Source organism: Flavobacterium sp. 38 (assembly GCF_057799715.1).
In genome coordinates this window covers 298,940-325,250 of sequence record NZ_JBYNWZ010000003.1, presented here as the reverse complement: position 1 = coordinate 325,250, position 26,311 = coordinate 298,940, and the positions used below count along the sequence as shown (strand labels likewise).

General features: G+C 34.2%; 19 protein-coding genes. 10 read left to right on the top strand and 9 right to left on the bottom strand.

All coding sequences use genetic code 11. From position 1 onward, the window contains the following. The first annotated feature begins 115 nt into the window (after positions 1–115). From gyrB to AC3E9W_RS10120, 4 genes are all read left to right on the top strand, one after another. On the top strand, positions 116–2,056 hold the full coding sequence (gene gyrB, locus AC3E9W_RS10135; RefSeq protein ID WP_306156905.1) for a DNA topoisomerase (ATP-hydrolyzing) subunit B: 1,941 nt from the start codon (positions 116–118) through the stop codon (positions 2,054–2,056). A 115-nt stretch (positions 2,057–2,171) separates the two neighbouring features. After that, positions 2,172–3,107, top strand: a complete 936-nt coding sequence (gene mdh, locus AC3E9W_RS10130; RefSeq protein ID WP_488768248.1) for a malate dehydrogenase — start codon at positions 2,172–2,174, stop codon at positions 3,105–3,107. Positions 3,108–3,332: 225 nt separating this feature from the next. Continuing rightward, positions 3,333–6,323, top strand: coding sequence for a protein translocase subunit SecDF (gene secDF / locus AC3E9W_RS10125; RefSeq protein WP_488768247.1), 2,991 nt, complete (start codon positions 3,333–3,335; stop codon positions 6,321–6,323). Positions 6,324–6,409: 86 nt separating this feature from the next. Then, a complete protein-coding gene (locus AC3E9W_RS10120) occupies positions 6,410–7,021 on the top strand; it encodes an acyloxyacyl hydrolase (protein ID WP_488768246.1) in 612 nt (203 codons plus the stop codon). A gap of 429 nt (positions 7,022–7,450) precedes the next feature. Here AC3E9W_RS10120 and lgt read toward each other — a convergent pair whose 3' ends face one another. From lgt to AC3E9W_RS10090, 6 genes are all read right to left on the bottom strand, one after another. After that, positions 7,451–8,383 carry a prolipoprotein diacylglyceryl transferase gene (gene lgt / locus AC3E9W_RS10115; RefSeq protein ID WP_306156897.1) on the bottom strand — a complete coding sequence of 311 codons (933 nt, stop codon included), beginning with the start codon at positions 8,381–8,383 and terminating at the stop codon, positions 7,451–7,453. Between the two features lie 62 nt (positions 8,384–8,445). After that, positions 8,446–8,688 (bottom strand): membrane protein insertion efficiency factor YidD, encoded by a 243-nt coding sequence (gene yidD / locus AC3E9W_RS10110; protein ID WP_488768245.1) that lies wholly within the window; start codon positions 8,686–8,688, stop codon positions 8,446–8,448. Positions 8,689–8,844: 156 nt separating this feature from the next. Then, positions 8,845–10,326: a cysteine--tRNA ligase gene (cysS, locus tag AC3E9W_RS10105; RefSeq protein ID WP_488768244.1), complete on the bottom strand. Its 1,482-nt coding sequence runs from the start codon at positions 10,324–10,326 to the stop codon at positions 8,845–8,847. 52 nt (positions 10,327–10,378) lie between these two features. Beyond that, positions 10,379–10,768 (bottom strand): four helix bundle protein, encoded by a 390-nt coding sequence (locus tag AC3E9W_RS10100; protein WP_488768243.1) that lies wholly within the window; start codon positions 10,766–10,768, stop codon positions 10,379–10,381. Positions 10,769–10,806: 38 nt separating this feature from the next. Beyond that, a complete protein-coding gene (gene folE, locus AC3E9W_RS10095) occupies positions 10,807–11,478 on the bottom strand; it encodes a GTP cyclohydrolase I FolE (RefSeq protein ID WP_125721400.1) in 672 nt (223 codons plus the stop codon). Between the two features lie 203 nt (positions 11,479–11,681). Continuing rightward, positions 11,682–12,878 (bottom strand): pyridoxal phosphate-dependent aminotransferase, encoded by a 1,197-nt coding sequence (locus tag AC3E9W_RS10090; RefSeq protein WP_488768242.1) that lies wholly within the window; start codon positions 12,876–12,878, stop codon positions 11,682–11,684. A gap of 123 nt (positions 12,879–13,001) precedes the next feature. Here AC3E9W_RS10090 and AC3E9W_RS10085 point away from each other — a divergent pair, with 123 nt between their 5' ends. The 5 genes from AC3E9W_RS10085 (at position 13,002) to AC3E9W_RS10065 (ending at position 20,752) form a co-directional block, all read left to right on the top strand. Further along, positions 13,002–14,327, top strand: a complete 1,326-nt coding sequence (locus AC3E9W_RS10085; RefSeq protein ID WP_488768241.1) for a PDZ domain-containing protein — start codon at positions 13,002–13,004, stop codon at positions 14,325–14,327. A gap of 149 nt (positions 14,328–14,476) precedes the next feature. Continuing rightward, the gene (locus AC3E9W_RS10080; RefSeq protein WP_488768240.1) at positions 14,477–17,113 is read left to right on the top strand and encodes a gliding motility-associated C-terminal domain-containing protein; all 2,637 of its coding nucleotides are present in this window, start codon (positions 14,477–14,479) and stop codon (positions 17,111–17,113) included. Positions 17,114–17,145: 32 nt separating this feature from the next. Continuing rightward, complete coding sequence (locus tag AC3E9W_RS10075) at positions 17,146–18,072, top strand: PorP/SprF family type IX secretion system membrane protein (protein WP_456893583.1); 927 nt, start codon at positions 17,146–17,148, stop codon at positions 18,070–18,072. Positions 18,073–18,082: 10 nt separating this feature from the next. Continuing rightward, positions 18,083–20,212, top strand: coding sequence for an OmpA family protein (locus AC3E9W_RS10070; RefSeq protein WP_488768239.1), 2,130 nt, complete (start codon positions 18,083–18,085; stop codon positions 20,210–20,212). Positions 20,213–20,275: 63 nt separating this feature from the next. Next, entirely contained in the window at positions 20,276–20,752 is a 477-nt protein-coding gene (locus tag AC3E9W_RS10065) for a hypothetical protein (protein WP_488768238.1), read from the top strand. 145 nt (positions 20,753–20,897) lie between these two features. Here the strand turns inward: AC3E9W_RS10065 and AC3E9W_RS10060 are convergent, their stop codons facing one another. Further along, entirely contained in the window at positions 20,898–21,278 is a 381-nt protein-coding gene (locus AC3E9W_RS10060; RefSeq protein ID WP_008462293.1) for a DUF1573 domain-containing protein, read from the bottom strand. Positions 21,279–21,509: 231 nt separating this feature from the next. On the opposite strand from AC3E9W_RS10060, the gene AC3E9W_RS10055 reads away from it, so the two are divergent. Beyond that, entirely contained in the window at positions 21,510–24,143 is a 2,634-nt protein-coding gene (locus AC3E9W_RS10055) for a valine--tRNA ligase (protein ID WP_488768237.1), read from the top strand. Positions 24,144–24,202: 59 nt separating this feature from the next. On the opposite strand, the gene AC3E9W_RS10050 is transcribed toward AC3E9W_RS10055, so the two are convergent. Both AC3E9W_RS10050 and AC3E9W_RS10045 read right to left on the bottom strand, forming a co-directional pair. After that, positions 24,203–24,829, bottom strand: a complete 627-nt coding sequence (locus AC3E9W_RS10050) for a putative polyvalent protein kinase domain-containing protein (protein WP_488768236.1) — start codon at positions 24,827–24,829, stop codon at positions 24,203–24,205. Between the two features lie 60 nt (positions 24,830–24,889). Beyond that, complete coding sequence (locus AC3E9W_RS10045; RefSeq protein WP_488768235.1) at positions 24,890–26,206, bottom strand: APC family permease; 1,317 nt, start codon at positions 26,204–26,206, stop codon at positions 24,890–24,892. Positions 26,207–26,311: the final 105 nt, after the last annotated feature.

Here is a 26,311-nt window from a genome sequence, read left to right as displayed (position 1 = left end):
AATTCAAGTTTCTGTTGATAACTTACACGCTTTAACGTTTAATTTACTGGGTATATAGCCTGCATTTTTATATATTTGCGTGTTAGACATAAATACATTTATTAGAATAAATTATATGAGCGAAGAAATCAAGAAGAACAATTATTCAGCAGATAGTATTCAGGCATTAGAAGGGATGGAGCACGTAAGAATGCGTCCGTCGATGTATATTGGTGATGTAGGGGTTCGAGGACTACACCATTTAGTTTACGAGGTTGTTGATAACTCTATTGATGAGGCGATGGGAGGACATTGTGATACTATTAGTGTCTCAATAAACGAGGATGGTTCTGTTACTGTTGAAGATAATGGTCGTGGTATTCCAGTTGACTTGCATAAAAAAGAAGGAGTTTCTGCACTTGAGGTTGTAATGACTAAAATTGGTGCGGGAGGTAAATTCGACAAAGATTCATATAAAGTTTCTGGAGGTCTTCACGGGGTTGGGGTTTCTGTAGTAAACGCACTTTCTGTTCACATGAAATCTACTGTATTTAGAGAAGGTAAGATTTATGAGCAGGAATACGAAAGAGGAAAATCTTTATATCCGGTAAAACAAATTGGAGAAACTGATAAAAGAGGTACTCGTCAGACTTTCTTTCCAGATGATACAATCTTTACTCAGACAACTGAGTTTTCTTATGATACACTTTCTGCACGTATGCGTGAGCTTTCTTTCCTTAATAAAGGAATAACAATTACGTTTACAGATAAAAGAGAAGTTGATGATAAAGGCGAATTCAGAAGCGAAGTGTTTCATTCAGATGAAGGTCTAAAAGAATATATTCGTTATTTAGATGGTAACCGTGAGCCAATTGTTTCGCATGTTATCAGTATGGATAATGATAAAGGCGAAATTCCAGTTGAGGTTGCCTTAATCTACAATACAAGTTATACAGAGAATATTTTCTCTTACGTAAATAATATCAATACACACGAAGGAGGAACGCACTTGCAAGGTTTTAGAAGTGGTTTGACAAGAACGCTTAAAAAATATGCAGATGCTTCTGGTTTATTAGATAAATTAAAATTCGAAATTGCTGGAGATGACTTCCGTGAAGGATTAACAGCGATTATTTCGGTTAAAGTTTCAGAGCCTCAATTTGAAGGGCAAACAAAAACCAAGCTTGGAAACAGAGAGGTTGTTTCTCCAGTTTCTCAGGCGGTTGGAGAAATGTTAGAGAATTATTTGGAAGAAAATCCAAATGATGCAAAATTGATTATCCAAAAAGTAATCTTAGCAGCTCAGGCACGTCACGCAGCGAAAAAAGCGCGTGAAATGGTACAGCGTAAAACTGTTATGGGCGGCGGCGGATTGCCAGGAAAATTATCAGATTGTTCTGAGCAGGATCCAGCAAGATGTGAGGTTTACCTTGTCGAGGGAGATTCGGCTGGTGGAACAGCAAAACAAGGGCGTGATCGTAACTTTCAAGCAATTTTGCCATTACGTGGTAAGATTTTGAATGTTGAAAAAGCAATGCATCATAAGGTATTTGAAAACGAAGAGATTAGAAATATCTTTACTGCTTTAGGAGTTACAGTAGGAACTGCAGAAGACAGTAAAGCGCTTAATCTTGAAAAACTAAGATATCACAAGGTAATCATCATGTGTGATGCCGATGTCGATGGTAGCCACATTTCTACCTTAATATTAACGTTCTTCTTCCGTTTCATGAAAGAATTAATCGAAGAAGGTCACGTATATATTGCAGCGCCACCTTTATACTTAGTTAAAAAAGGAAATAAAAAAGAATATGCTTGGAATGATGTTCAGCGTGATCAGGCTAACGAAAGAATGGGTGGAAGTGCCAATATTCAACGTTATAAAGGTCTTGGAGAGATGAACGCAGAGCAATTGTGGGAAACTACAATGGATCCAAACTTTAGAACTTTACGTCAGGTAAATATCGACAGCCTTGCAGAAGCAGATCAAGTTTTCTCTATGCTAATGGGTGATGAAGTGCCACCACGTAGAGAGTTTATCGAGAAAAATGCAGTTTATGCAAATATTGACGCATAAAATGAAAAATTAATAATTTCAATTCGTTTAATTGTTTAAATTTACTAGACAATTAAACGAATTGTCTTTTTAAGGAAGAGACAAAAATAAATTAATAACCGATAAAGTAAAAAATATGAAAGTTACCATTGTAGGAGCAGGAAATGTTGGAGCTACATGTGCAGATGTTATTTCTTATAGAGGAATTGCAAGTGAAGTAGTATTGTTGGATATTAAAGAAGGTTTTGCCGAAGGTAAAGCGTTGGATATTACCCAGTGTGCTACAAACACAGGTTTTAATACCAAAGTTTCTGGAGTTACCAATGATTATTCTAAAACTGCTGGAAGTGATGTAGTTGTAATTACATCAGGAATTCCGAGAAAACCAGGAATGACAAGAGAAGAATTAATCGGCATCAATGCAGGAATTGTAAAAACAGTTGCTGAGAATGTGTTGAAGTATTCTCCAGATACCATTATTGTTGTAGTTTCCAATCCTATGGATACTATGACTTATTTAGCTTTAAAAGCTACTGGTCTTCCAAAAAATAGAATTATAGGTATGGGTGGTGCTTTGGATAGTTCTCGTTTTAGAACTTATCTTTCATTGGCATTAGATAAACCTGCAAATGATATTTCGGCAATGGTAATAGGAGGTCATGGTGATACAACTATGATTCCGTTAACGCGTCTGGCATCTTACAACGGGATTCCAGTTGCAGAATTTCTTTCAGAAGAAGTCTTGCAAAAAGTTGCAGCAGACACCATGGTAGGAGGAGCAACTCTTACAGGTCTGTTAGGAACTTCTGCTTGGTATGCTCCAGGAGCTTCTGTAGCGTATTTAGTAGACAGTATTTTAAACGATCAAAAGAAAATGATTGCTTGTTCTGTGTTTGTTGAAGGTGAATATGGACAGAATGATATTTGCATAGGTGTACCGTGTATAATTGGTAAAAATGGAGTCGAAGAAATTTTAGATATAAATTTAAATGATCAGGAAAAAGCATTATTTGCCAAAAGTGCAGATGCAGTTCGAAGTATGAATGATGCCTTGAAATCCATATTAGTATAATAAAAACCGCAAAAAAGAAAAGAAGCTGCACTTTTGCAGCTTTTTTTTTGAGATTAATTAATAAATAAATTGGTTAATATTTTCGTAAATAATATATTTGCTCGGTTTAAAAAAAAATTGGTAATTCGTGATCTCGTATTTTTGTTTTAAAAAATCATGTCAGGGCTTATTTTATGGGACTTTAAAACAAAAACAAAAATAAAACATAATTAATTTTTAGTAATAATGCAGAATAAAGGACTTATTAAATTTTTCGCAATTCTATTTGCATTGGTAAGTATTTACCAACTATCATTCACTTTTGTGGCAAATAGTGTCAAAAGTGAAGCTAAAGCTTTTGCAGGAGATAATCCTGATAAAGAGCTGAAATACTTAGATTCTATTGGTAAAGAAAAAGTATTAAATCTTGGTTTTACTGATTTCACTTATAACGAAGTGAAAAACAAACAGCTAAACAAAGGTCTTGACTTAGAAGGAGGAATCAACGTGATTCTTCAAATTTCTATTAAAGATGTTTTAAAAGGTTTAGCTAACAACTCTAAAAACCCAGTATTTAATAAATCGTTAGCTGATGCTTCTGCAAATTTAGAAGGAAACAAAACGTATTTAAATAAGTTTTTTGAAGCTTTTGAAGCAAACTCAAAAGGTTCTGTAAAATTAGCATCTCCAGATATCTTCGCAAACAGAAGTCTTCAAGGAGAAGGTGGTGTAGATTTTCAAATGTCTGACGCACAGGTTCAAAAAGTTATCAAAAGAAAAGTTGATGAGTCTGTAGAAAGTGCTTTTAAAGTATTAAGAGAGCGTATCGACAAATTTGGTGTTACACAGCCAAACATTCAAAAATTAGGAGAAACAGGAAGAATCTTAGTAGAGCTTCCAGGTGCTAAAGATGTTGATAGAATTAAAAAATTATTAGGTGGAAAAGCTCAATTAGAGTTTTGGGAAACTTATAAAGTTGAAGAAATTGGTAATTTCTTAGTGTCAGCAAACGAAGCTTTGAAGAAAACTGAAGTTAAAAAGACTGAAACTAAAACAGTTGCTAAAGATTCATTAAATGCATTATTAACTGATGCTAAAGATTCTTCAGAAGTTAAAAAAGGAAACAATCCTTTATTTGATAAAATGATCGTTCAAGGTGGCGGACCAGTTTTAGGTTATTTCGCTCCTAAAGATACTGCTGCTATCAATGATTATTTAAAAAGACCAGAAATTAGAGTTTTATTAGCTGCTGACCAACACTATGCAAAATTTGTATGGAGTAAGCCAACAACTATTAAAGATCCTAAAGCAAAAGATATTAAAAGCGCAGCAGATATCGAAGCTGTTGAATTATACGCTTTAAAAGGAAACAGAGACAATAATCCAGCAATGAGCGGTGGTGTTGTAACTGATGCAAAAGATACTTTTGACCAAATGGGTAAACCTGCAGTTTCTATGCAGATGAACAGCCAAGGTGCTAAAGTTTGGGAAGAACTTACAGGAAGAGCATTCGCTCAAAAAAGCTACATTGCTATTGTATTAGATGATATCGTATATTCTGCTCCAGGTGTTACAAGCGGTCCTATTGCTGGAGGAAGATCTGAGATTACAGGTTCATTTGATGTAGCTGAAACTAAAGATTTAGCTAACGTATTAAATGCAGGTAAATTACCAGCTTCTGCAGATATTATCCAGTCAACTGTTGTTGGTCCATCTTTAGGACAAGCAGCTATTGACGCAGGTACAATTTCTTCTGTATTAGGTTTCTTATTAGTTTGCGTTTGGATGGTATTCTATTATGGTAAAGCTGGTTGGTATGCTAACCTTGCATTATTATTAAACTTACTATTCTTATTCGGAATTATGGCAAGTTTTGGTTTTGTATTAACATTACCAGGTATTGCAGGTATCGTATTAACATTGGGTACTGCGGTAGATGCGAACATTATTATCTACGAAAGAGCAAAAGAAGAATTGCGTGAAGGTAAATCACTTTCAGAAGCAGTTCAAGCTTCTTACGGATGGCATGGTGCAATGCGTTCTATTATTGACGCAAACGTTACTCACGTTTTAACTGGAGCGATCTTATTTATTTTCGGTACAGGTCCAATTAAAGGTTTCGCATTAACATTATTAATTGGTATCGTAACTTCATTGTTTACATCAATCTTTATTGCTAGAATCTTTATCGACAGAAACATTGCAGGAAAAGCAGATTTAACGTTCTCTACAAATATTACTAAAAACTGGTTTACAAACTTCCACTTTGACTTTATTAAAGTTAAAAAATTCACATATATCTTCTCTACTATTGTAACAGTAGTAAGTTTAGTTTCTATCTTCTTCGTTAACGGATTAGATGAAGGTGTTGATTTTGTTGGAGGAAGAACATTCCAAGTTAAATTTGAAAAACCAGTTGATGCAACTGCTGTTTCAGATGAATTGTCTGCTGCTTTTGGTACTCCGGTTGAAGCTAAAATTTTAGGTGATGATGATCAGTTGAAAATCACAACTAAATATAAAATTAAAGAAGATGGTGTAGCTATCGATGAAGAAGTGAACCAAAAATTATATGCAGCATTACAGAAATATTTCCCAAATACTTCTTACGATAAATTTACCAACTCTTATAATGGTAAAACAGTAGGTGTATTACAAGCTTCTAAAGTTGGTGCTTCTATTTCTGAGGATATCAAAACTAACTCTTACTGGGCGGTTCTTGGTGCGATGGCGGTTATTTTCTTATACTTAATGGTATCTTTCCGTAAATGGCAGTATTCATTAGGTGCGATCGCTGCAGTAGCGCACGACGTTATCTTTGTATTAGGAATCTACTCTTTATGCTACAAATTCATGCCATTCCACATGGAAATGGATCAGCACTTTATCGCTGCGATCTTGACTGTAATTGGATACTCTATGAACGATACGGTAATTGTATTTGACAGGGTAAGAGAGTTTATCATCGGAAACCGTAAAGGTAGCTTCGAAGATATCGTAAACGCTTCTATTAATACTACATTATCAAGAACATTGAATACTTCATTAATGATGATCATCGTATTATTAACGATGTTTATCTTCGGTGGAGAGTCTATCAGAGGATTTATCTTCGCAATGTTAATTGGTATTATTGTTGGTACTTATTCTTCATTATTCATCGCAACTCCAGTATTGGTTGATACGATTTCTAATGATGAGAAACATACAATCGAAGACAAACACAATAAAGCATAATTACTGTTTTAATTATATAAAAAAGATCCAGCGCAAGCTGGATCTTTTTTTTTGTGCTATATTTAAATAGAATTTCAAAACAATTTATGACAAGAAAATTACTTTTAAGCTTACTGTTTCTTCTAGCTTTAAAAATGACGGCACAGCAGAATAATTCGCATTTCTCCCTCGGTTTTAATTATGGTTTTGGAAGTGAGTTTAATAATAGAAACTACACGTTTACAAATCACTTTTATAAACTTCAGGTATATTACAAGTTAAAAGAAGCAAAACATTTTCAATATCAAATATTGATTCAGCCTGAGGTTAATTTTGGGAAGCATCAATTGTTGAATTTCTATTTCGTGAAACCTGAAACGCCCAATTATCAGCAAAAAAGAGATGAGTATACGCAATTAAAAGATGTTCGAGAATATGTGCTTAATTGTGGTTTTTTAATTCGAAAGCCTATCGGTAAAGTTTGTTCGTTTTATATTTTAGGAAGTATTGGGCCGATGATTACAGATACAGAAACAGAACGAATGTCTAAAGGTTTTGCTTTTGCAGATGTTTTAGCTTTTGGTTTTACTGCAAGATATCATGAGTTTCGATTTGATATCCGCCCGAGTGTAAGGCATGTTTCGAATGCCGGCTTAGGAAGCAGTAATGCAGGCTATAATACAAAGAATATTGAATTTGGTATTTCTTATCAGCTATAAAAAGAAAATACCTAATAAGTGAGATATTGATCATTTTTTTATTTAAAGCATATTTACAACATCAGAATCCGGAGGATTCAAATGTTTATAGAAATTGTTTTCTGCGGTTAACATTCGACCCCGATGGGGTCGTAAAATAATTCAGGATTAATTTGCTATAGATATTTGAACCTTTCAGGTTCATTTGAGGTGTTTGTATATTTTTTAAAATCCTGAGTTCTATTTTTAACATCAGAATCCGAAGGATTCAAATGTTTATAGATATCGTTTGTTAAGGTAGCATGCGACCCCGAAGGGGTCGTATAATTCCGGACGATAAATTCGTTATAAACATTTGAACCTTTCAGGTTCGATGAAATACTTTATAATAAAAAAAATCCTAAACTCTATTTTAGAATTTAGGATTCGTTTTTTTTATTTTAAAATAACCTATGCTTCTGCCAATGGATTTCTCTGTGCTCTAATAATAAAGAAAAGTCCAATAATAATAAATGGAATACTTAACCATTGTCCTGTTGAGAATAAGCCCAGTTCGTTTTCAAAACCGCCCTGGCTTTCTTTTACAAATTCTACAATAAAACGAACAACAAATAAAAGCACTAAAAATAAACCGAATAGAAGACCAGATTTAAGTCTTGCATTTGTTCTCCAGTATAAAAAGAACAAGATAGCGAAAACAAAAACATAACAGATAGCTTCGTACAATTGAGTAGGATGTCTCGATGGTACTTCTGCTAGCAATGTTGCAAATTTTGGATCTGTTGCTATTGCATTATACGCTTGTTTTGGATCTGCAATTCCAGTTTTTTGTACTGCTTCGGCTTTGCTGAAAGTGTCGTGTAAGAAACGAATTCCAAATGCAGATGAAGTTTCGTGACCAATAATTTCAGAATTAAAGAAATTTCCTAAACGGACAAAAATAGCGCCACTTGCAACCGGAATTACTACACGATCTAAAATCCACAATAATGAACGTTTTAAGATTCTTTTGCTGTAATAATACATGGCAATAATAATTGCAATGGCAGCTCCGTGGCTTGCTAATCCTTGGAAACCTGTAAATTGAAACTCAGGTTCGAATTTAAATGGAAGGAAAATCTCTAATAAATGATTTCTGAAATATTCCCAATCGTAAAAGAAAACATGACCTAAACGTGCTCCAATTAGAGTTGCAAGAACAGTCCAAACAAATAAAGAATCTAGTTTTTCAATCGACTCGTTTTCTCTTTCGAAAATCTTTTTCATTAGGAACCATCCTAAGCCAAAAGCAATTACAAACATTAAGCTGTAATAGCGAATCATAAAAAATCCTAAGTTGATTCCCTCAGAAGGATTCCAAACTAAATTTAAGGCGTGTGTCATGTATGAATGTTTTTATATCTGTAAAAATAAATATTTAATGTAAAGTTCCGTTTTCTAAAAAGTTAATGTTTGTGACTGCATTTCTTTTCTGGCACAGGATCGTAACCACTTTTTCCCCAAGGATGACAACTTAAAATACGTTTAACGCCTAGATATCCGCCATAAAACAATCCGTGAATTTGCAGTGCCTGAATCATATAAGTCGAACATGTCGGCTCAAATCTGCAGGAAGCAGGTGTAAACGGAGAAATGGCAGTTTGATAAAAACGAACCAGCAGTACAAACGGATAGATTAGAAATTTCATAATTTAGTGTTCAGTGTTCAGTTTTTTTAGTGTTCAGTAAAAAAATATAAAATGATAAATCATTTAGATAATCAATTCTTAGCGTCGTCTACTTTTAGTCCGTTAATCTTTAGCTTAAAGCTGATCACTAAAAAACTGAACACTGAATACTTTTTTTTACTGAATACTAAACGTAGTTCCTTCTTTTCCGTCTTTCAGCTGAATTCCTAAAGCAATTAACTGATCGCGAATCTGGTCAGAAAGTGCAAAGTTTTTATCGGCTCTAGCTTGATTTCTCATTCCGATAAGCATATTTACAACACCGTCTAGCTTATCACTGTCACCGTCAGCAGCTTTATCATCATTAAGTCCTAAAACATCAAATACGAAAGCGTTTACTGCTTTTTTGAAATCGGCAAGATCATCAGCAGAAATAGTTTCTTTGCCATCTTTTAATAAATTGATATAACGAACCGCTTCAAACAACTGCGCAATTAAAATTGGCGTATTGAAATCGTCATTCATTGCATCGTAGCAAAGCTGTTTCCATGCAGCAAAATCTATAGAACTAGAAGCTCCTGCAGTAAGATTTGGTAAAGCATCAAGTGCTTCCATTAATCTTTTGTATCCTTTTTCAGCGGCAACAATTGCATCATCAGAAAAATCTAAAATACTTCTGTAATGTGCTTGAAGCATGAAAAAACGAGTTACCGAAGCAGAAAAGGGTTTGCTTAGAATAGTGTTGTCTCCGCTAAGAATTTCGCCTGGAAGAATATTATTTCCAGTCGATTTTGCCATTTTCTTTCCGTTTAGCGTAAGCATATTAGCGTGCATCCAGTAATTTACTGGAGCCTGACCCGTGCAAGCTTCATTTTGAGCGATTTCGCATTCGTGGTGAGGGAATTTTAAATCCATTCCGCCTCCGTGAATATCAAAATGATTTCCAAGATATTTAGTACTCATTGCAGTACATTCCAAATGCCATCCAGGGAAACCATCGCTCCAAGGAGAAGGCCATCTCATGATATGTTCTGGTTCCGCTTTTTTCCAAAGTGCAAAGTCCTGCGGATTTCTTTTGTCAGACTGTCCGTCAAGATCACGAGTATTTGCCAGCATATCGTCGATATTTCTACCGCTTAAGATACCGTAATTATTGGTTTCGTTATATTTTACAACGTCAAAATATACAGATCCGTTGGCAACATAAGCAATGCCTTTATCGATAATTTTTTTAATAATTTCGATTTGTTCAATAATATGTCCAGTTGCTGTAGGCTCGATGCTTGGAGGTAAAAAGTTGAACGCTTTTAGAATGTTGTGAAAATCTACAGTATAACGCTGTACCACTTCCATTGGTTCCAATTGCTCCAAGCGTGCTTTTTTGGCAATTTTATCTTCACCTTCATCCACATCATCTACGATATGTCCAACATCGGTAATATTTCTAACATAACGAACTTTGTAATCTAAATGCAGAAAATATCTGAAGATTACGTCAAAAGACATAAAAGTTCTCACGTTACCTAAGTGAACATTGCTATATACCGTAGGTCCACAAACATACATTCCAACGTTTCCATCATGGATTGGTTTGAAATCTTCTTTTTCACCCGAAAGTGAATTGTATATTTTTAGCGGTTGTGTTGTATATAACGGCATATTTTAATCTGTTTGTTGTTTATTGTTTGTTGTTTTTAGTTTGTCTATAAAATTATTTAAATTTTAGTCCTTTTATCTCGCAATTATTTAAATAATTCATCATCGCGCCAATTTTATTTTTGACCAATTCAACCGTTTCATTTAGTTTTGAATGTTGCTCTTCATTAATTAATTTTTTATCAAAAGCTCTGTAAGATTGTGATTTTACTTCTCCAGCAGAACCTTTTGCGATACTTAAAAAATTAATAAATTCCCTGTTGCCATTTCGTTCAAAACCTTCGGCAATATTATCCATTATAGAACCTGAACTTCGATCAATTTGATCTCTTAAAGAATAATTAGTTTTTAAATTGGTGTTTTGAATGAGAAATTCAACCTGCTGACAAATCACTCGTGCCAGTTTCCAAATCTCCAGATCTTCAAATTTTTCAATTTTTGCCATCAGAACAATAAACAATTAACCAAAAACAATAAACTTTTTTAGAACTGAGTATCTAATTTTATGTAGTCAAGAAATTCTCTTTTTGTTTGTGCGTCTTTGAATTTTCCTCCGAATTCAGAAGTTACAGTGCTGCTTTCGATATCTTTAATTCCGCGAGAATTTACGCAAAGGTGTTTCGCATCGATAACGCAGGCAACATCTTCTGTTCCTAAAGCTTTTTGCAGTTCTTGAACAATCTGCATAGTAAGACGCTCTTGAACTTGAGGTCTTTTTGCATAATATTCAACGATACGATTCATTTTTGATAAACCGATAACGCGTCCGCTTGAGATATACGCTACGTGAGCACGTCCGATAATTGGCAGTAAATGGTGTTCGCAAGTAGAGTAAACCGTAATGTTTTTTTCTACAAGCATTTCGCCATATTTATAATTATTGTCAAAAGTAGAAGCTTTTGGCTGTTTTGCTGGGTTAAGACCACCAAAAATTTCTTTTACAAACATTTTAGCAACTCGGTTTGGAGTTCCTTTAATGCTGTCGTCTGTCAAATCCATTCCTAAAGTTTGCAGAATGCTTTCGACATCTTTTTTAATTTTTTCTATTTTTTCTTCGTCAGTTATATCAAAAGCATCCTCTCTTAAAGGGTTTTTTGCATTACTGCTAAAGTGATTGTCTCCTATTTCGTCTAAAAATTCTTCGTTGTTTATCATTAAAAACTACTATTAGTATGTGTATTCCTTTTTTAAGGCGGTAAAGATAATTAATAAATGGGAAACCTTTTCTATGGTTTTTAGGATTTAATTGATCGTTTTTGATTATAATTCAATTTACATTTTAAATAACAGGATTTAAAACACAAAAGACAATAACGAAAGGGCTATTGTCTTTTGAAAATTTTATTATAACGAACTGATTATCTGTTGTTGTAAACCTGTAAAGCTTCCTTTAAAATATTTACTGCTGTAATCAAATCTTTTTTGTTTAAAACATAAGCAATACGAACCTGATTAAGTCCCATTCCTGGTGTAGAATAAAAACCTTTGGCAGGCGCAATCATTACCGTTTCGCCATTTAGATCATAACTTTCTAAAAGCCATTGTGCAAAAGCGTCTGAATCTTCTATTGGAAGTTCTGCAATGCAATAAAAAGCCCCTTTAGGTTTTGTTACAATAACACCGTCAATCTTGTTTAATTCGGCAATTAAAGTGTCGCGGCGTTCTTTATATTCGCCAATAACTTCGTCAAAATAACTCTGAGGCGTATCAATTGCAGCTTCACAAGCAATCTGTTCAATAGTTGGCGGACTCAAACGTGCTTGGGCAAATTTCATTACCGTTGCAAGCACTTCTTTGTTTTTAGTTACCAAACAGCCAATTCTTGCTCCGCACATGCTGTAACGTTTAGAAACAGAATCGACCATGATTACATTTTGCTGTACATCTTCTAGATTCATTACAGAAAAATGTACATCGTCGCCATCGTACAAAAATTCACGATATACTTCATCAGCGATTAAATATAAATCGTGTTTTTTAATTAGACTAGCTAACTGTTTAATTTCGGCTTCAGAATATAAATATCCAGTCGGATTTCCAGGATTGCAAATCAGAATGGCTTTTGTTTTAGGTGTTATTAGCTTTTCGACTTCATCAATACTTGGCAAAGCAAATGCCGTTTCAATAGTAGAAACAAGAGGCACTACAGTTGCACTTGTAGAAGAAGCAAACGCGTGATAATTAGCATAAAAAGGTTCTGGAATAATAATTTCGTCTCCTGGATCTGTTATTGTGGCCAGTGCAAAAAGTAAGGCTTCAGAACCACCAGTTGTAACAATGATGTCTTCTGTGTTAACGTTTACATTTTGGCGCTGGTAAAATTGAGCTAATTTTTTTCTATAGCTTTCATATCCGGCAGACGGACTGTATTCTATAAGAGTCAAATCAATACTTTTTACCGCCTCGATGGCCACTTCCGGTGTCTTGATATCCGGTTGACCAATGTTTAAGTGATACACCTTGTGTCCTTTTTTCTTTGCTAAATCAGCAAAAGGAGCCAGCTTGCGTATCGGAGATTCGGGCATGTTTTTTCCCTTGTGTGAAATTGTCGGCATGAGTATAAATTATTGAAGTGCAAATTTGCATTTTTTTTTCGAATTTAACGTAAACAATACGGGTACTTCCAAAAATGTAACAATAATAAATATATTTACTAATTTTATAATAAAATATTGTCAATGAAAAAATATAAAGTATTGTTTTTTGGGTTATTCTTACCTTTTTTGCTTTTTGGGCAAGGCGATTTTTTATTGGAAAACAATGCGACTAGGGCTACAATTCCTTTTAAATTGATTAATAACCTTGTTTTTATTCCTATAAAAGTGAATGGAGTAGAGCTGAATTTTCTGCTGGATTCGGGTGTCGAAGAAACCATTCTGTTTAGTATGGAAGAAAAACAGGAGGTCAGCTTTAATAATGTGGCCAAAATCAAACTCCGTGGATTGGGAAGCGAGGAGGAGATTGAAGGTTTAAAATCGACAAAAAACATTTTAGAAACACATGGTCTGAAATCCGATGATCATATGGTTTTTATTATTTTGGATCAAAGCTTTAATCTTTCTTCTCATATCGGAATTCCCGTCAACGGAATTATTGGGCATAAATTCTTTCGAAATAATTTTGTCGAAGTGAATTATCAGAAAAAGAAAATCATAGTTCATGCTAAGAGCGATAAGTTTCAAGAAAAACTAGATAAAAAGTTTAAAATGGTTCCGATAACTGTAGAAAGGGCAAAACCTTATATTATGACAACCGCTACAGTTAATAATGAAGAGATTCCAGCAAAACTTTTAATTGATATTGGAAATAGTGATGCCTTCTGGATTTTTGAAAACGATAAAATAAAACTCCCAAATAAAAATTTTCCTGATTTCTTAGGAAAAGGATTTAGCGGCGACATTGAAGGGCATCGCGCAAAAATTGATAAAATTTCGATCGATGAATTTGATTTTAAAAAACCAATTGTCTCTTTTCCTGATTCTATTTCGATTCGAAACGTTAAGATGGTTCCAGGACGTATTGGTTCTGTTGGTGGTGAAGTGTTGAAACGATTTACTCTGGTTTTGGATTATAAAGGAAAAAAACTGTACTTAAAAAGAAACAGCAAGTTTGGAGAGCCTTTCACCTATAATAAGAGCGGAATCACGATTCAGCACAACGGACTTCAGTGGGTGCAGGAAACAGTGCATTTAGAAACAGTGCGAGTTGCTTCTTCGATGGATGAGCTTCAGGAAAAAGATAAAAATAACAATAATTTTAAATATAAATTTGCTCTTAAACCGGTTTACGAAATTGTAAATGTGCGTAAGAATTCGGCAGCTGAGAAATGCGGTTTGCGTAAAGGAGATGTTATTGTCAGCATTAATAGTACTCAGCCTTATAGATATAGTTTGCAGCAAATAAACAATCTCCTAAAATCAGAAGATGATGTTTGGATAAATATGGAAGTAGAGCGAAATAGTCTAGTCATTAAATTTAGATTTAAGCTTGAAGATGAATTGTAAAAAGTAGTTAATCGCATTTTTTTTAATTTATCGTAAAAGCGTGTTTTATAATGCTGTAATGTAGATTTGTGTTCTTTTTGTGAAAATAAGTTTGTTAAAAATTAGTTTTTTAGTTAAATATTTTCTTATGTTTAGCAAAAATTTAATCTATGGCAAAAAACTACATTAGCTACCTACATTTTGTATTGTTTTTTATTTTTTTTACTGTATTTCCCTCAAAACTAACTGCACAATGTGCTGGTGATGATAACGTAAACGAATTAATTTGCGATGTCACCAATCCGATTTATCAGGCGGTAAATTTATTTTCTTTATTAGGAGGTTCGCCAGTTCCAGGTGGGACATGGACAGATAATAATAATTTGAAAGGGCTTAATCCTTCTACTGGTATTTTGAATGCGCAGTATATTCTAGGAGGCGGAACTTATCGTTATACATACACAGCTCCAGCAACTTCTGGCTGTACAGATAACAAAGCTGTAGTCACGATTACAATTGGCGCATACGTTGGAGTAGGTTCTGAAGCAACGATTTGTAACGAAGACAAAAAGTTTAATCTTTTTACAGCTTTTGACAGTAAAGTAATGCCTCCTCACGTAAATGGCTGGTGGACAACCGACACGGGCGCACCAGTAAATGCCATGATAGATGTTGAAGCTATAACCGAAAAAACCACGCTTCACTTTATCTATACCGTACCAGCTGTATTAGCATGTTCTCCAGATGAAAAATCGACTAATGTACAAGTGACCATTTTGAGAGGTCCAAAAGCAGGAGAACCATCACATTTAGAATTATGCGGAACTACCGATTTGGCTGGATATACCGATTTGGATTTGTTTGACCAATTGGAAAAAGAGGACAAGGGAGGTACTTGGGATGGTATAGGACTAACTTCTCCAACAGATCATAATATTAACCTTCAAGAAGTGTTTGATAATTATGGGCCAGGAGAATATAGTTATAAATATACCGTTTTGGCTCAACCTAATAGTAATATATGTGAAAACAAAGACGCTACTGTAAAAATTTTGCTCGAAAAAAGACTTGATTTCACGGGATCAAAAATTGAGGTCAGCAAAGATATCTGCGAATCTGAAATTGCAACAGTAACTTATTCGGCACAAATTACGCAAGGATCCGATCCTATTCCGAATGGAGAATATAATGTTAGTTTTACTGTTAGTGGACCAGGAGCATCAGGATCTGAAATTGCAAAGGCTAATTTTGTAAATGGAGTATTCAACTTTCCCATACGATCGTCTTATTTTAAACAAGTTGGGGAATATACTATTACTGTTACCCGCATAGTTTCTACAACAAGCAAAGGATTATGTGCAGATATCTTTAGTCCGTTTTCGGCAATTTTAACCATTTATCCGTTGCCGCGTTTAACTAATGCTACATTGGCAGCGCTTCCTGTTTGTCAAAATGATGATGCGACAATTCAAGTTACAGCGCCTCAGTTGCTTGACGGTCTTTATCGTATTTCGTATAATATAAATGGGGACAATCTGGCTCTAGGCGAAACAGCAGAAATGCAGTCGGTTGGCGGAAAAGCTTCTTTCGTAGTTCCAGGAATCCTCAATGCAAGAAGCGGATTATCAGTAATTACCATTTATAGTATAACCAATATTACAAATCCTGCGCCTCAGTGTACCAACACCGCTAATGTTGCTGGGAATCTAAATATAAATCCGTTGCCGAATGCGGTAACGGTAACGGCCGCAGTTAAAGATTTCTGTTTGAATGCTCCAGTTACGGTAGCAGTTTCTGGTTTAGGAAATTTAACCGATGCTAGTATTTCATATTTACTTTCAGAAAGTAATTCTTCAATAGTTCAGGTTGTTAGTAAAGCCGTGACAAATGGAAAGTTAGATTTTGTTATTCCAGCAGAATTGCTTTTAAATACAGGTTCGACAAAAATTACATTATTGAATTTAACCAACACGGTTACCAATTGCGATGTCAATTTAATTAATGTTACAGACGATTTTTTAATAAATCCAATTCCGCCTGCGCCAATCGTCATCAATCAGCAGTTTTGTAAAGTTGATGGAGCGGTAATAGCTAATTTAGAGCCAAAAGGAACCCAATACAAATGGTATAATTCGGCGACGGCAACAACTCCGCTTGCCGCCGATTATGTTTTAAAAACAGAAGATTATTTCATTAGAGAAACTTCTGCAGCGGGCTGTACCTCAGAACCTGCAAAAGTTTCGGTAATTATCAATGATACGCCAGCGCCAGAAATGACCGAAACATCAGATTTTTGCGGATTGGCAAATCCGAGAATTAGTGATCTGTCTGCAAAAACAAATGTTCCTTCAACAGTTGCTTGGTACGATGCTGTAGATGGAAATTTATTGCCTTCAGCTACATTATTGGTTCATAATGCCATTTATTACGGATACGATTTAAATGAAACCACAAGATGTCTTTCAGAAAATTATAAGGAAGTAAAAGTTTCACTTCAGGACTGCGAAGTCGAGCAGTATGATTTCTTTGTTCCAGACGGATTTTCGCCGAATGGAGACGGTGTAAACGATTCGTTTGTGATAAAAGATATTGAATTTTTATATCCAAATTATACACTAGAAATATATAACAGATATGGAAATGGAATGTATAAAGGAGATAATAGTAAACCAGCTTGGGATGGCAAAAATTACGAAAAGAGTGGTATCGCTGGAGGTATCGCACCCAACGGAGTTTATTTTTATGTGCTGCATTTTAATAAAGACAATAAACCGCCCAAACAAGGCCGTCTTTATTTGAATCGATAAATCTCTTTTTACATTTTTAATATAATTTTCGAATGAAAAAAATAATACTCCTTATAAATTTCCTTTTCTGTTTATCCGTTTCGGCGCAGCAAGATCCAGAATATACGCACTATATGTACAATATGAGCGTCATCAATCCTGCGTATGCGACTGGAGTTCCCGCCATGATGAATTTTGGAGGATTGTACAGAACGCAATGGGTTGGTGCTTACGGTGCTCCAAAAACATTTACCTTTTTTGGACATACCGCCATTACAGACAAAATAGAAGCTGGAATCTCATTTGTTTCTGACGATATCGGAGACGGTGCTAAAAAAGAAAATAATGTCTATGCCGATTTTGCGTATGTTTTAAAATTAAGCAAAAAAGATAAATTGTCTTTGGGTGTAAAAGCAGGATTTTCATCCATGCAAAGCAATTTTAACGGTTTTCGATTTACAGACCCTGATACAGATTTTGCTTTTGCACAAAATATAAATGCAACAAAACCCAATATTGGAGTGGGAGCTTACTACTTCAGGGATAATCTCTATGTGGGATTATCTGTTCCGAATTTGTTGAAATCAGATTATATAGAAGAAAAATCGGGAGTTAATGCTTTTGGTTCTGAAGAAATGCATACTTTTTTGACAGCTGGTTATGTTTTTCAGTTGAATGATAAACTGAAATTGAAGCCAGCATTTTTGTCCAAATTTGTAAAAGGTGCGCCTATAACTTTGGACGTTACAGCGAATGTTTTGTATAACGAAAAATTTGAATTTGGAGCAGCCTACAGAATTGATGATTCTGTAAGCGCGCTTTTCAATATTAATGTCACGCCGACACTGAGAGTAGGTTATGCCTATGATTACACGCTTACAAACTTCGGACAGTTTAATTCGGGAACGCACGAAATTATGCTATTGTTTGATTTGGACTTGTTAGGAAAAGGATTTGATAAATCTCCAAGATTCTTCTAAAATGAAAAATATGAAAAAATTACTCGTTATTATATTCGTATTTTCAATACAGTTTATAAACGCCCAAGATCAGGAATTGGCTAGAGCAAAACGTTTTTTTGATAAAACCTATTACAGTGAAGCGATTATTTTATATCAAAAATTGGCAGACGAAAGACCTTCGCAAGAAGTCATTAAAAATCTGGCTGATTCTTATTTTTATACCAATGATTTGGTCAAAGCACAACGTTATTATCGTTTTTTAGTCAATAATTACAGTAATAATCTGGACAGAGAATATTATTTCAGATATGCACAGACATTAAAAGCAACAAATGCTGTCGACGATGCAAATGCCAATTTAAAAGAATATTATACAAAATCTGCCAATTCAGAAGACATTGTCAATTTTGAAAGAGAATTAAAAACCTTAGAAAATGTTACCGCAATCGGTAAGCGTTTTGATATTAAAAACTTGGCTATAAACACACCAAATTCTGAATTTGGAGCTGTTACATACAAACAAGATCTAGTTTTTGCAGGAGTAAAATTGAAGCCGGGTTTATTCGATAAAAAATACAAATGGGACAACGAAACCTATTTAAATCTGGTTACGATTCCGCTGAAAAATATAAATTCAGCAGATTCTATCGTTCATTATTTTGCTAAAGAATTAAAAACGGGAATGCACGAATCTAATGCTGTTTTTACAAAAGATGGCAAAACCATGTATTTCACTAGAAATAATTCTAAAGGAAGCAGAAAAAAGAAAGACGATAAGAAAATCTCCAATCTTCAGATTTTTAAAGCAGAATTAGTTGAAGGAAAATGGACAAATGTAACATCACTTCCATTCAATAGTGCCAATTATTCTGTAGAACACCCAGCTTTAAGCGCAGATGAAAAAGTATTGTATTTTGCTTCAGATATGCCTGGAACTTTAGGTTCGTTTGATATTTATTCGGTTAATATAAATAAAGGAGCATTTGATACTCCGAAAAATTTAGGATCAGAAATTAATACCAACAAAAGAGAGCAATTCCCTTTTGCCTCGGCTGACAACAAATTATATTTTTCATCAGATGGACATTTGGGGTACGGATCTTTGGATGTTTTTGTTTCTGAAATTAATGGAAACGAATATTCAAAACCTATAAATGTTGGACTTCCGCTGAATTCTAATTTAGATGATTTTGCTTTCTACATAGATTCAAATACAAAAGAAGGTTTTTTTGCTTCGAATAGAGAAGGAGGCAAAGGAAGCGACGATATTTATCAATTTAAAGAAATAAAAGTTCTTATTGTTGAAGATTGCAAACAGTTTATTGCAGGAACCATTACGGATATAGATACGCAATTGGCTCTAGAAAACGCTACCGTATTATTGCAGGATTCAGAAAATAAAACGTTAAATACGATTACGACTTCTGCCGACGGAAAGTTCAGTTTTACAGTTGCTTGCGAGACTTCATATAAAATTAGTGCTTTCAAAGAAAATTATACCAACGCTTCAAAAACATTGACTTTAGACAAAACTCGAGACAAAGTAAATGATGGTTCGCTGGCATTGAAATCTTTAGAAGTTATTAAACAGGAAGAAAAACTAATTGCTGAAAATAAGAGAAAGCAGGAAATTATTATAGAAGAAGAAAACAAGAAAAAAGAAGCTTTGGCAGCAGTTGAATTAAAACAAAAAGAAAAAAAAGCCAAAGAAGCCGCAATCGTAGCAGCTGAAATTAGAAAGAATGAAAAAGTAAAAGAGATTTTAGAGAAGGAAAAAGATGTTGTAAAAGACAAAGACCGCTTAATCATTAAAACAGATCCGATTTACTTTGATTACGATTTGTGGTATATTCGAAAAGAATCAAAAGTAATTTTGGGAAGAGTTGTCGAACTGATGAAAAAATATCCTGGAATGGTAATCGAAATTGGATCGCATACCGATTCACGAGGAAGCGTAAAATACAACGCTGATCTATCTCAGAAAAGAGCAGATTCAACTCGAGAGTTTATTATTCAATCTGGAATTGACGCCAAAAGAGTTTCTGCAAAAGGTTATGGAGAATCGGTGCCAATTATAAAATGTAAAACAGACGAATCGTGCTCAGAAGAAGAACACGAGTTGAACAGAAGATCTGAATTTGTAATTAAAAATTTATAAAATTATGGTAAGAAGAAAATCTTTTTTCTTTAATTTTATAAGATCAACGAAATAAAAGAAATTATGAAAAATCTAACCTTGTCTTGTTTGCTTTTATCCGTTATCGGATTGCAAAGCTGTAAAAATGAAGAAAAACAAAAAGCCGCCGAAGCTGTAAAAGCAGAAGGTGAAGCAGTAGTAAGCACTGTATGCTATAAAGCAATTTATGAAAAGGATACAATAGATTTAAAATTGAATACGTTGAAAAACGGAAAACTAGCTGGAGATATGATTATGAAAGTCGCTCCATCAACAGTTAGAACGGGAGAAGTTGCGGGTGAATTTCACGGCGATACTTTATTTGTAGATTATACTTTTAAAGACAATGTGAATGGAAATAAAACATTCAAAAACCCAATGGCACTTTTAAAACGTGATAAGCAGCTGATTTTAGGAAACGGAGTGATGCAAACTACAATGGGAGTTACGTATTTAGTAAAAGACCAGCCAATTGATTTTGAAAGCGTGAAATATAAGTTTGACGAAACAGAGTGTAAATAAGTCCTTAGTCTCTAGTCCTTAGTTTTTTAGTCTTTTTTCTAAGCGCTATTTCTAAGGACTAGGGACTAAAAAACTAAGTACTAAAAAACAAAAAAGCCGTTTCAAAATCAAGAAACGGCTTTTGTTATTTAGAAAATTTGAATTCTTATTGAACTTCACCCTTAATTTTAAGAGCTACTCTTCCGTCAGGATAGTTTACTGCGTTGGTTTCAACAGTAATTGTTTTACGAATAGGTCCTGCAACCATATTATATTTTACATCGATTTTTCCTTTTTTGCCCGGCATAATTGCTGCCGCAGGTTTGGTTACAATGATAGAACTTACGGTAGATTCTGCGCCTGTAATTAATAAAGGAGCATCTCCTGTGTTGGTAAATTCAAAGGAACGAAGCCCATTGTCACTTTTAGAAATTTTTCCATAATCAATTGTATTATCAGGGGCTGCAAATTCAATTTTTGGGCCATTTTGTGCATAACTTATCGCGCTAAACAATAAGACTGCAATAAAAGAGGCTGCATTTTTCATATGAAATTAGTTTTTAATTGTAAGTAAATATACATTCTTTTAATTAACACACAAATTATTAATTCGCTTTTTATAGTCTACTTAATTATTTACTTTTGCTGTCAGTTATAAATACAAAAACTGAACCAAAGTTTCGTTTATTTGTTTAACTTGTCTAATCCTTATAATTACCGATTAAACAAATTACTGATAAAACGAATCAATAAAAATTAAACGATTAAACATATATAAATGACAATTCCAGCACAATTTGACGCTAAGACGATTGAGAGTAAATGGTATGATTACTGGATGAAAAATAATTATTTTCATTCAGAACCAGATCATAGAACACCGTACACCATTGTAATCCCGCCGCCAAACGTCACTGGAGTCCTTCACATGGGACATATGCTGAATAATACGATTCAAGATGTTTTAATTCGTAGAGCACGTTTGAAAGGATTCAACGCTTGTTGGGTTCCAGGAACAGATCACGCTTCTATTGCAACTGAAGCAAAAGTTGTAGCAAAATTAAAAGCAGAAGGAATCAATAAAAATGATTTGACCCGTGAAGAATTCCTAAAACATGCTTGGGAATGGACTGATAAATACGGCGGAACAATCTTAGAACAACTTAAGAAATTAGGTGCTTCTTGCGATTGGGAACGTACTAAATTTACGATGGATCCAGATATGTCTGCTTCTGTAATTAAATCTTTTGTTGATTTATACAATAAAGGATTAATTTACCGTGGCTACCGAATGGTAAACTGGGATCCAGAAGCGAAAACTACTTTGTCTGATGAAGAAGTTATTTACGAAGAACAGCAAGGAAAATTATTTTTCTTAAAATATAAAATCGAAGGTTCAGAAGATTTCTTGACGATTGCAACAACACGTCCTGAGACTATCTTTGGAGATACTGCAATTTGTATCAATCCGAATGATGAGCGTTTTACACATTTAAAAGGTAAAAAAGCGATCGTTCCAATTTGCGGAAGAGTTATCCCGATTATTGAAGATGAATATGTTGATGTTGAATTCGGAACAGGGTGTTTGAAAGTTACGCCTGCACACGATATGAACGATAAGACTTTGGGTGAAAAACACAATCTTGAAATCGTTGATATTTTTAATGAAGATGCAACTTTAAATAGCTTCGGATTACACTATCAAGGAAAAGACCGTTTTGTAGTTCGTAAGGAAATTGAAAAAGAACTGGAAGAAATTGGCGCTTTGGCTAAAACAGAAATCCACTTAAATAAAGTTGGAACTTCTGAAAGAACAAAAGCAGTAATCGAACCAAGATTATCAGACCAATGGTTCTTGAAAATGGAAGAATTGGTAAAACCAGCAATTAAATCAGTTTTAGAAACAGGAGATATTAAATTACATCCAAAACGTTTCGAAAACACTTATGCGCACTGGTTAAACAATATTCGCGATTGGAATATTTCTCGTCAATTATGGTGGGGACAGCAAATTCCAGCGTACTATTACGGAGACGGAAAAGAAGATTTCGTAGTTGCTGAAAACATTGAAGACGCATTAGCTTTAGCGAAAGTAAAAACGAATAATGCAGGACTAACGACTAGCGACTTAAAACAAGATGTTGATGCCCTAGATACTTGGTTCTCATCTTGGTTATGGCCAATGTCTGTTTTTGGTGGAATTATGGATCCAGAAAGTCCAGATTTTAAATACTATTATCCAACAAACGACTTGGTTACAGGTCCAGATATTTTGTTTTTCTGGGTAGCGAGAATGATTATTGCAGGTTACGAATATGCTGGCGAAAAACCATTCACCAATGTATATTTGACTGGTTTAGTTCGTGATAAACAACGCCGTAAAATGTCTAAATCATTAGGAAACTCTCCTGATCCTTTAGACTTGATCGATAAATTTGGTGCAGATGGAGTTCGTGTAGGATTGCTTTTGAGTGCTTCTGCAGGAAACGATATTATGTTTGATGAAGAACTATGCAACCAAGGAAAAGCGTTTTCAAACAAAATCTGGAATGCTTTTAAATTGATTAAAGGTTGGGAAGTTTCAGATTCTATTCCGCAGCCAGAATCATCAAAAGTAGCGATCGAATGGTACGAAGCGAAGTTGCAACAAACATTAGTTGATATTGAAGATAATTTCGAGAAATATAGAATTTCAGATTCATTAATGGCGATCTACAAATTAGTTTGGGATGATTTCTGTTCTTGGTTCTTAGAAATGATCAAACCAGCATATCAACAGCCAATTGACAGCGTAACTTTCGCGAAAGCGATCGAAATGTTAGAAAATAACTTGAAATTGCTTCATCCGTTTATGCCTTTCTTGACAGAAGAAATCTGGCAGTTAATTGCAGAAAGAACTCCAGAAGAAGCTTTGATTGTTTCGACTTGGCCAGAAGTAAAATCTTTTGATGCTAAATTGATCGCTGATTTTGAAAACTCAATTGAAGTAATTTCTGGAATTAGAACGATTAGAAAAGATAAAAACATTCCGTTTAAAGATGCAATTGAATTAAAAGGAATCAACAGCGAAAATGTTTCAACGTATTTTGATTCAATTATAACGAAATTAGGAAACGTTTCTGCTTTCGAATATGTTTCTGAAAAAGTAGACGGCGCATTGTCTTTCCGTGTAAAATCAAACGAATATTTTATTCCGATTACAGGAAACATTGACGTTGAAGCTGAAATTGCAAAACTGACAGAAGAATTAAATTATACAAAAGGATTCTTGAAATCGGTTGAAGCAAAACTTTCTAACGAGAAATTCGTAAACGGAGCTCCAGAGAAAGTATTAAATCTTGAAAAACAAAAACAAGCCGATGCTTTAGCAAAAATTGCTACAATCGAGCAGAGTTTGGCTGGGTTGAAATAAATATAAAACTTAGTCTATCAATAAAAGTAAACCCGACAGTTTTTTAAAGTGTCGGGTTTTTATATTTGGTAAAAGGAGTTTTGGATATAAAAAACGGTATCTATAAACTTCAGTATACCATTTTCTGTAAGCACATTTTCATCATGAAGATCTTCAAGAATTATTCCTAAGTCTGGATTGAAATAATCGTTGTTTTTTGTGTTTTGAAAGCCATTTGAGGACATGAAATTTTTAACAGTTTCTAAATCGGTTTTTTCAGTAGCTTTTACAAAAAGCTGTTCTACAACTGCATATAAAATGTCTTCATTTTGATAAAAGCCTAATAGGTTATAAGCAGTATCTGGAAAAAAGAAATTGTTTAGTAAAAGATTGTTGAAGTAATCAATCCACGAACTGTAATAAATAGAGTCGTTTAGTTTCAGGACAGTTTTTCCATCTTTTAAGTAAACTTTTTGTTCGGCTCCTTCAGAAACATAGTTTTCGGGATTAATATCTAATACCCAAAGATTATTTTTATTTGCAAACCTAATTAAGGCTTCTGTTTCTTGTTTTTTGAAGTGCTTGAATTCTTTAACCACTTCACTTGAGCTTTGGCTTCTTCTAAGGTAACGGGTTGCTGCTTGGATAATTGCTCCATGCTTAACTTCGCTCTTTCCTGAAATGATAAGTTGTAATTCATATTTCATTATTCTAAAATGTAAAGGTAATACATTCTAGCAAATTTAAAAATAATTGTAAGTTTTGTATTATTTTTTGTTTTTCCTCAATATCAAAAATAAAGGATAAGAAACCACCGCAATTCCAACAATAATACTAAAACTAATAGGATCGCTGTAAATAAATCCTCCAAGTAATGCAATGGAGAATATAATAGCAAGTATGGTTGACCACGGATACCAAAACGAGTGATAAGGTCTTGGTAAGTCTGGTTCTTTGGTTCTTAATTTTAAAAGGGAATAGTAAGCCAATCCCCAAACGATTATGGAGATAAAAGCAGCGAAAGAAAACAATACTTCAAAAGAGCCTATGCAAATTAAAAATAAGCTAAAAAATGAAGAAACTAACAGCGCGACAATTGGTGTTCCGCCTTTGTTAACTTTTGTTCCTTGTTTAATGAAAAATCCATCACGGCTTAATCCGTAGAGAATTCTTGGCGGAATCATCATAAAAGCATTTAGAATACTGATTAAAGAAAAAATCGAAATTACCGTTACAATTTTTGCTCCGTTTTCTCCAAAAAGAATCTTCGCTACGTCTGCTGCAGCCAAATTTGATTTTGCTAAAGTTTCGATTGGCAGAACATGAAAAAATGCGGCGTTTACCAAAATATAAATCACGACAACGAGCAAAACGCCGCTGTATAATGATTTCGGAATATTTTTACCTGGATCGTCATTTTCTTCTGCAAAAAAACAAACGGCATTCCAACCATTATAAGTTCCAATAATAAGCTGAAGTGATTTAAAAAATCCAAAAACAAGTCCAATTTGAAAGATGGAATTATCTGTTTTTATTGGCGGAACTTCAACGCCAGAATACATGAAACAAGCTACGACCAAAGCCACAAAGCAAATAACTTTCAATAAGCTGGTAATTTGCTGAATCACGCTTCCGTTTTTGACACCGCTTAAATGGAGCAATACAAATGCAACCAATAAGGAAATGGATAAAACTGTAGAATAATTGGCTAATTGCGGAAATAAAATAATCGTGTATTCGCTAATTACGATACAATAAAAAGCAGGCGGAATAGCATTTACGATATAATCGTACCAGCCAGAAAGAAATCCAGCATATTCGCCCAAAGCTCTTTTGATGTAGTTGTAAGATCCTCCTGCTTTTGGCAGCATTGTCGCCAATTCAGAATACGAATTGGCTCCCAGTAAAACATACAAACCTCCAAAAAGCCAAGAAGCCAAAATAAGCCAGTAATTATTTAGCATTTCAGCAATTGTTCCAGGTGTTCTTAAAATTCCGACACCGATTGTTCCTCCAATCAAAACGGCAATATTAAAACTTAGGCCTAAACTTTTTTGCAATTGGTTTTTCTTGGAATCTGACATTTCGAGTTAGTTTTTAGGGATATAATTTCAAGCAAAAATAGTGTTAATTGAATTAGTATCGGACTTAAAATAAAAATCCCAAGACTTTTCTGTTTTCAGGAAAAT

What these genes read in the sequence shown, in the direction of transcription:
- gyrB (WP_306156905.1), top strand. Translation starts at nt 116, where the DNA reads ATGAGCGAAGAAATCAAGAAGAACAATTATTCAGCAGATAGTATTCAG.
- mdh (WP_488768248.1), top strand. Translation starts at nt 2,172, where the DNA reads ATGAAAGTTACCATTGTAGGAGCAGGAAATGTTGGAGCTACATGTGCA.
- secDF (WP_488768247.1), top strand. Translation starts at nt 3,333, where the DNA reads ATGCAGAATAAAGGACTTATTAAATTTTTCGCAATTCTATTTGCATTG.
- AC3E9W_RS10120 (WP_488768246.1), top strand. Translation starts at nt 6,410, where the DNA reads ATGACAAGAAAATTACTTTTAAGCTTACTGTTTCTTCTAGCTTTAAAA.
- lgt (WP_306156897.1), bottom strand. Translation starts at nt 8,383, where the DNA reads ATGACACACGCCTTAAATTTAGTTTGGAATCCTTCTGAGGGAATCAAC.
- yidD (WP_488768245.1), bottom strand. Translation starts at nt 8,688, where the DNA reads ATGAAATTTCTAATCTATCCGTTTGTACTGCTGGTTCGTTTTTATCAA.
- cysS (WP_488768244.1), bottom strand. Translation starts at nt 10,326, where the DNA reads ATGCCGTTATATACAACACAACCGCTAAAAATATACAATTCACTTTCG.
- AC3E9W_RS10100 (WP_488768243.1), bottom strand. Translation starts at nt 10,768, where the DNA reads ATGGCAAAAATTGAAAAATTTGAAGATCTGGAGATTTGGAAACTGGCA.
- folE (WP_125721400.1), bottom strand. Translation starts at nt 11,478, where the DNA reads ATGATAAACAACGAAGAATTTTTAGACGAAATAGGAGACAATCACTTT.
- AC3E9W_RS10090 (WP_488768242.1), bottom strand. Translation starts at nt 12,878, where the DNA reads ATGCCGACAATTTCACACAAGGGAAAAAACATGCCCGAATCTCCGATA.
- AC3E9W_RS10085 (WP_488768241.1), top strand. Translation starts at nt 13,002, where the DNA reads ATGAAAAAATATAAAGTATTGTTTTTTGGGTTATTCTTACCTTTTTTG.
- AC3E9W_RS10080 (WP_488768240.1), top strand. Translation starts at nt 14,477, where the DNA reads ATGGCAAAAAACTACATTAGCTACCTACATTTTGTATTGTTTTTTATT.
- AC3E9W_RS10075 (WP_456893583.1), top strand. Translation starts at nt 17,146, where the DNA reads ATGAAAAAAATAATACTCCTTATAAATTTCCTTTTCTGTTTATCCGTT.
- AC3E9W_RS10070 (WP_488768239.1), top strand. Translation starts at nt 18,083, where the DNA reads ATGAAAAAATTACTCGTTATTATATTCGTATTTTCAATACAGTTTATA.
- AC3E9W_RS10065 (WP_488768238.1), top strand. Translation starts at nt 20,276, where the DNA reads ATGAAAAATCTAACCTTGTCTTGTTTGCTTTTATCCGTTATCGGATTG.
- AC3E9W_RS10060 (WP_008462293.1), bottom strand. Translation starts at nt 21,278, where the DNA reads ATGAAAAATGCAGCCTCTTTTATTGCAGTCTTATTGTTTAGCGCGATA.
- AC3E9W_RS10055 (WP_488768237.1), top strand. Translation starts at nt 21,510, where the DNA reads ATGACAATTCCAGCACAATTTGACGCTAAGACGATTGAGAGTAAATGG.
- AC3E9W_RS10050 (WP_488768236.1), bottom strand. Translation starts at nt 24,829, where the DNA reads ATGAAATATGAATTACAACTTATCATTTCAGGAAAGAGCGAAGTTAAG.
- AC3E9W_RS10045 (WP_488768235.1), bottom strand. Translation starts at nt 26,206, where the DNA reads ATGTCAGATTCCAAGAAAAACCAATTGCAAAAAAGTTTAGGCCTAAGT.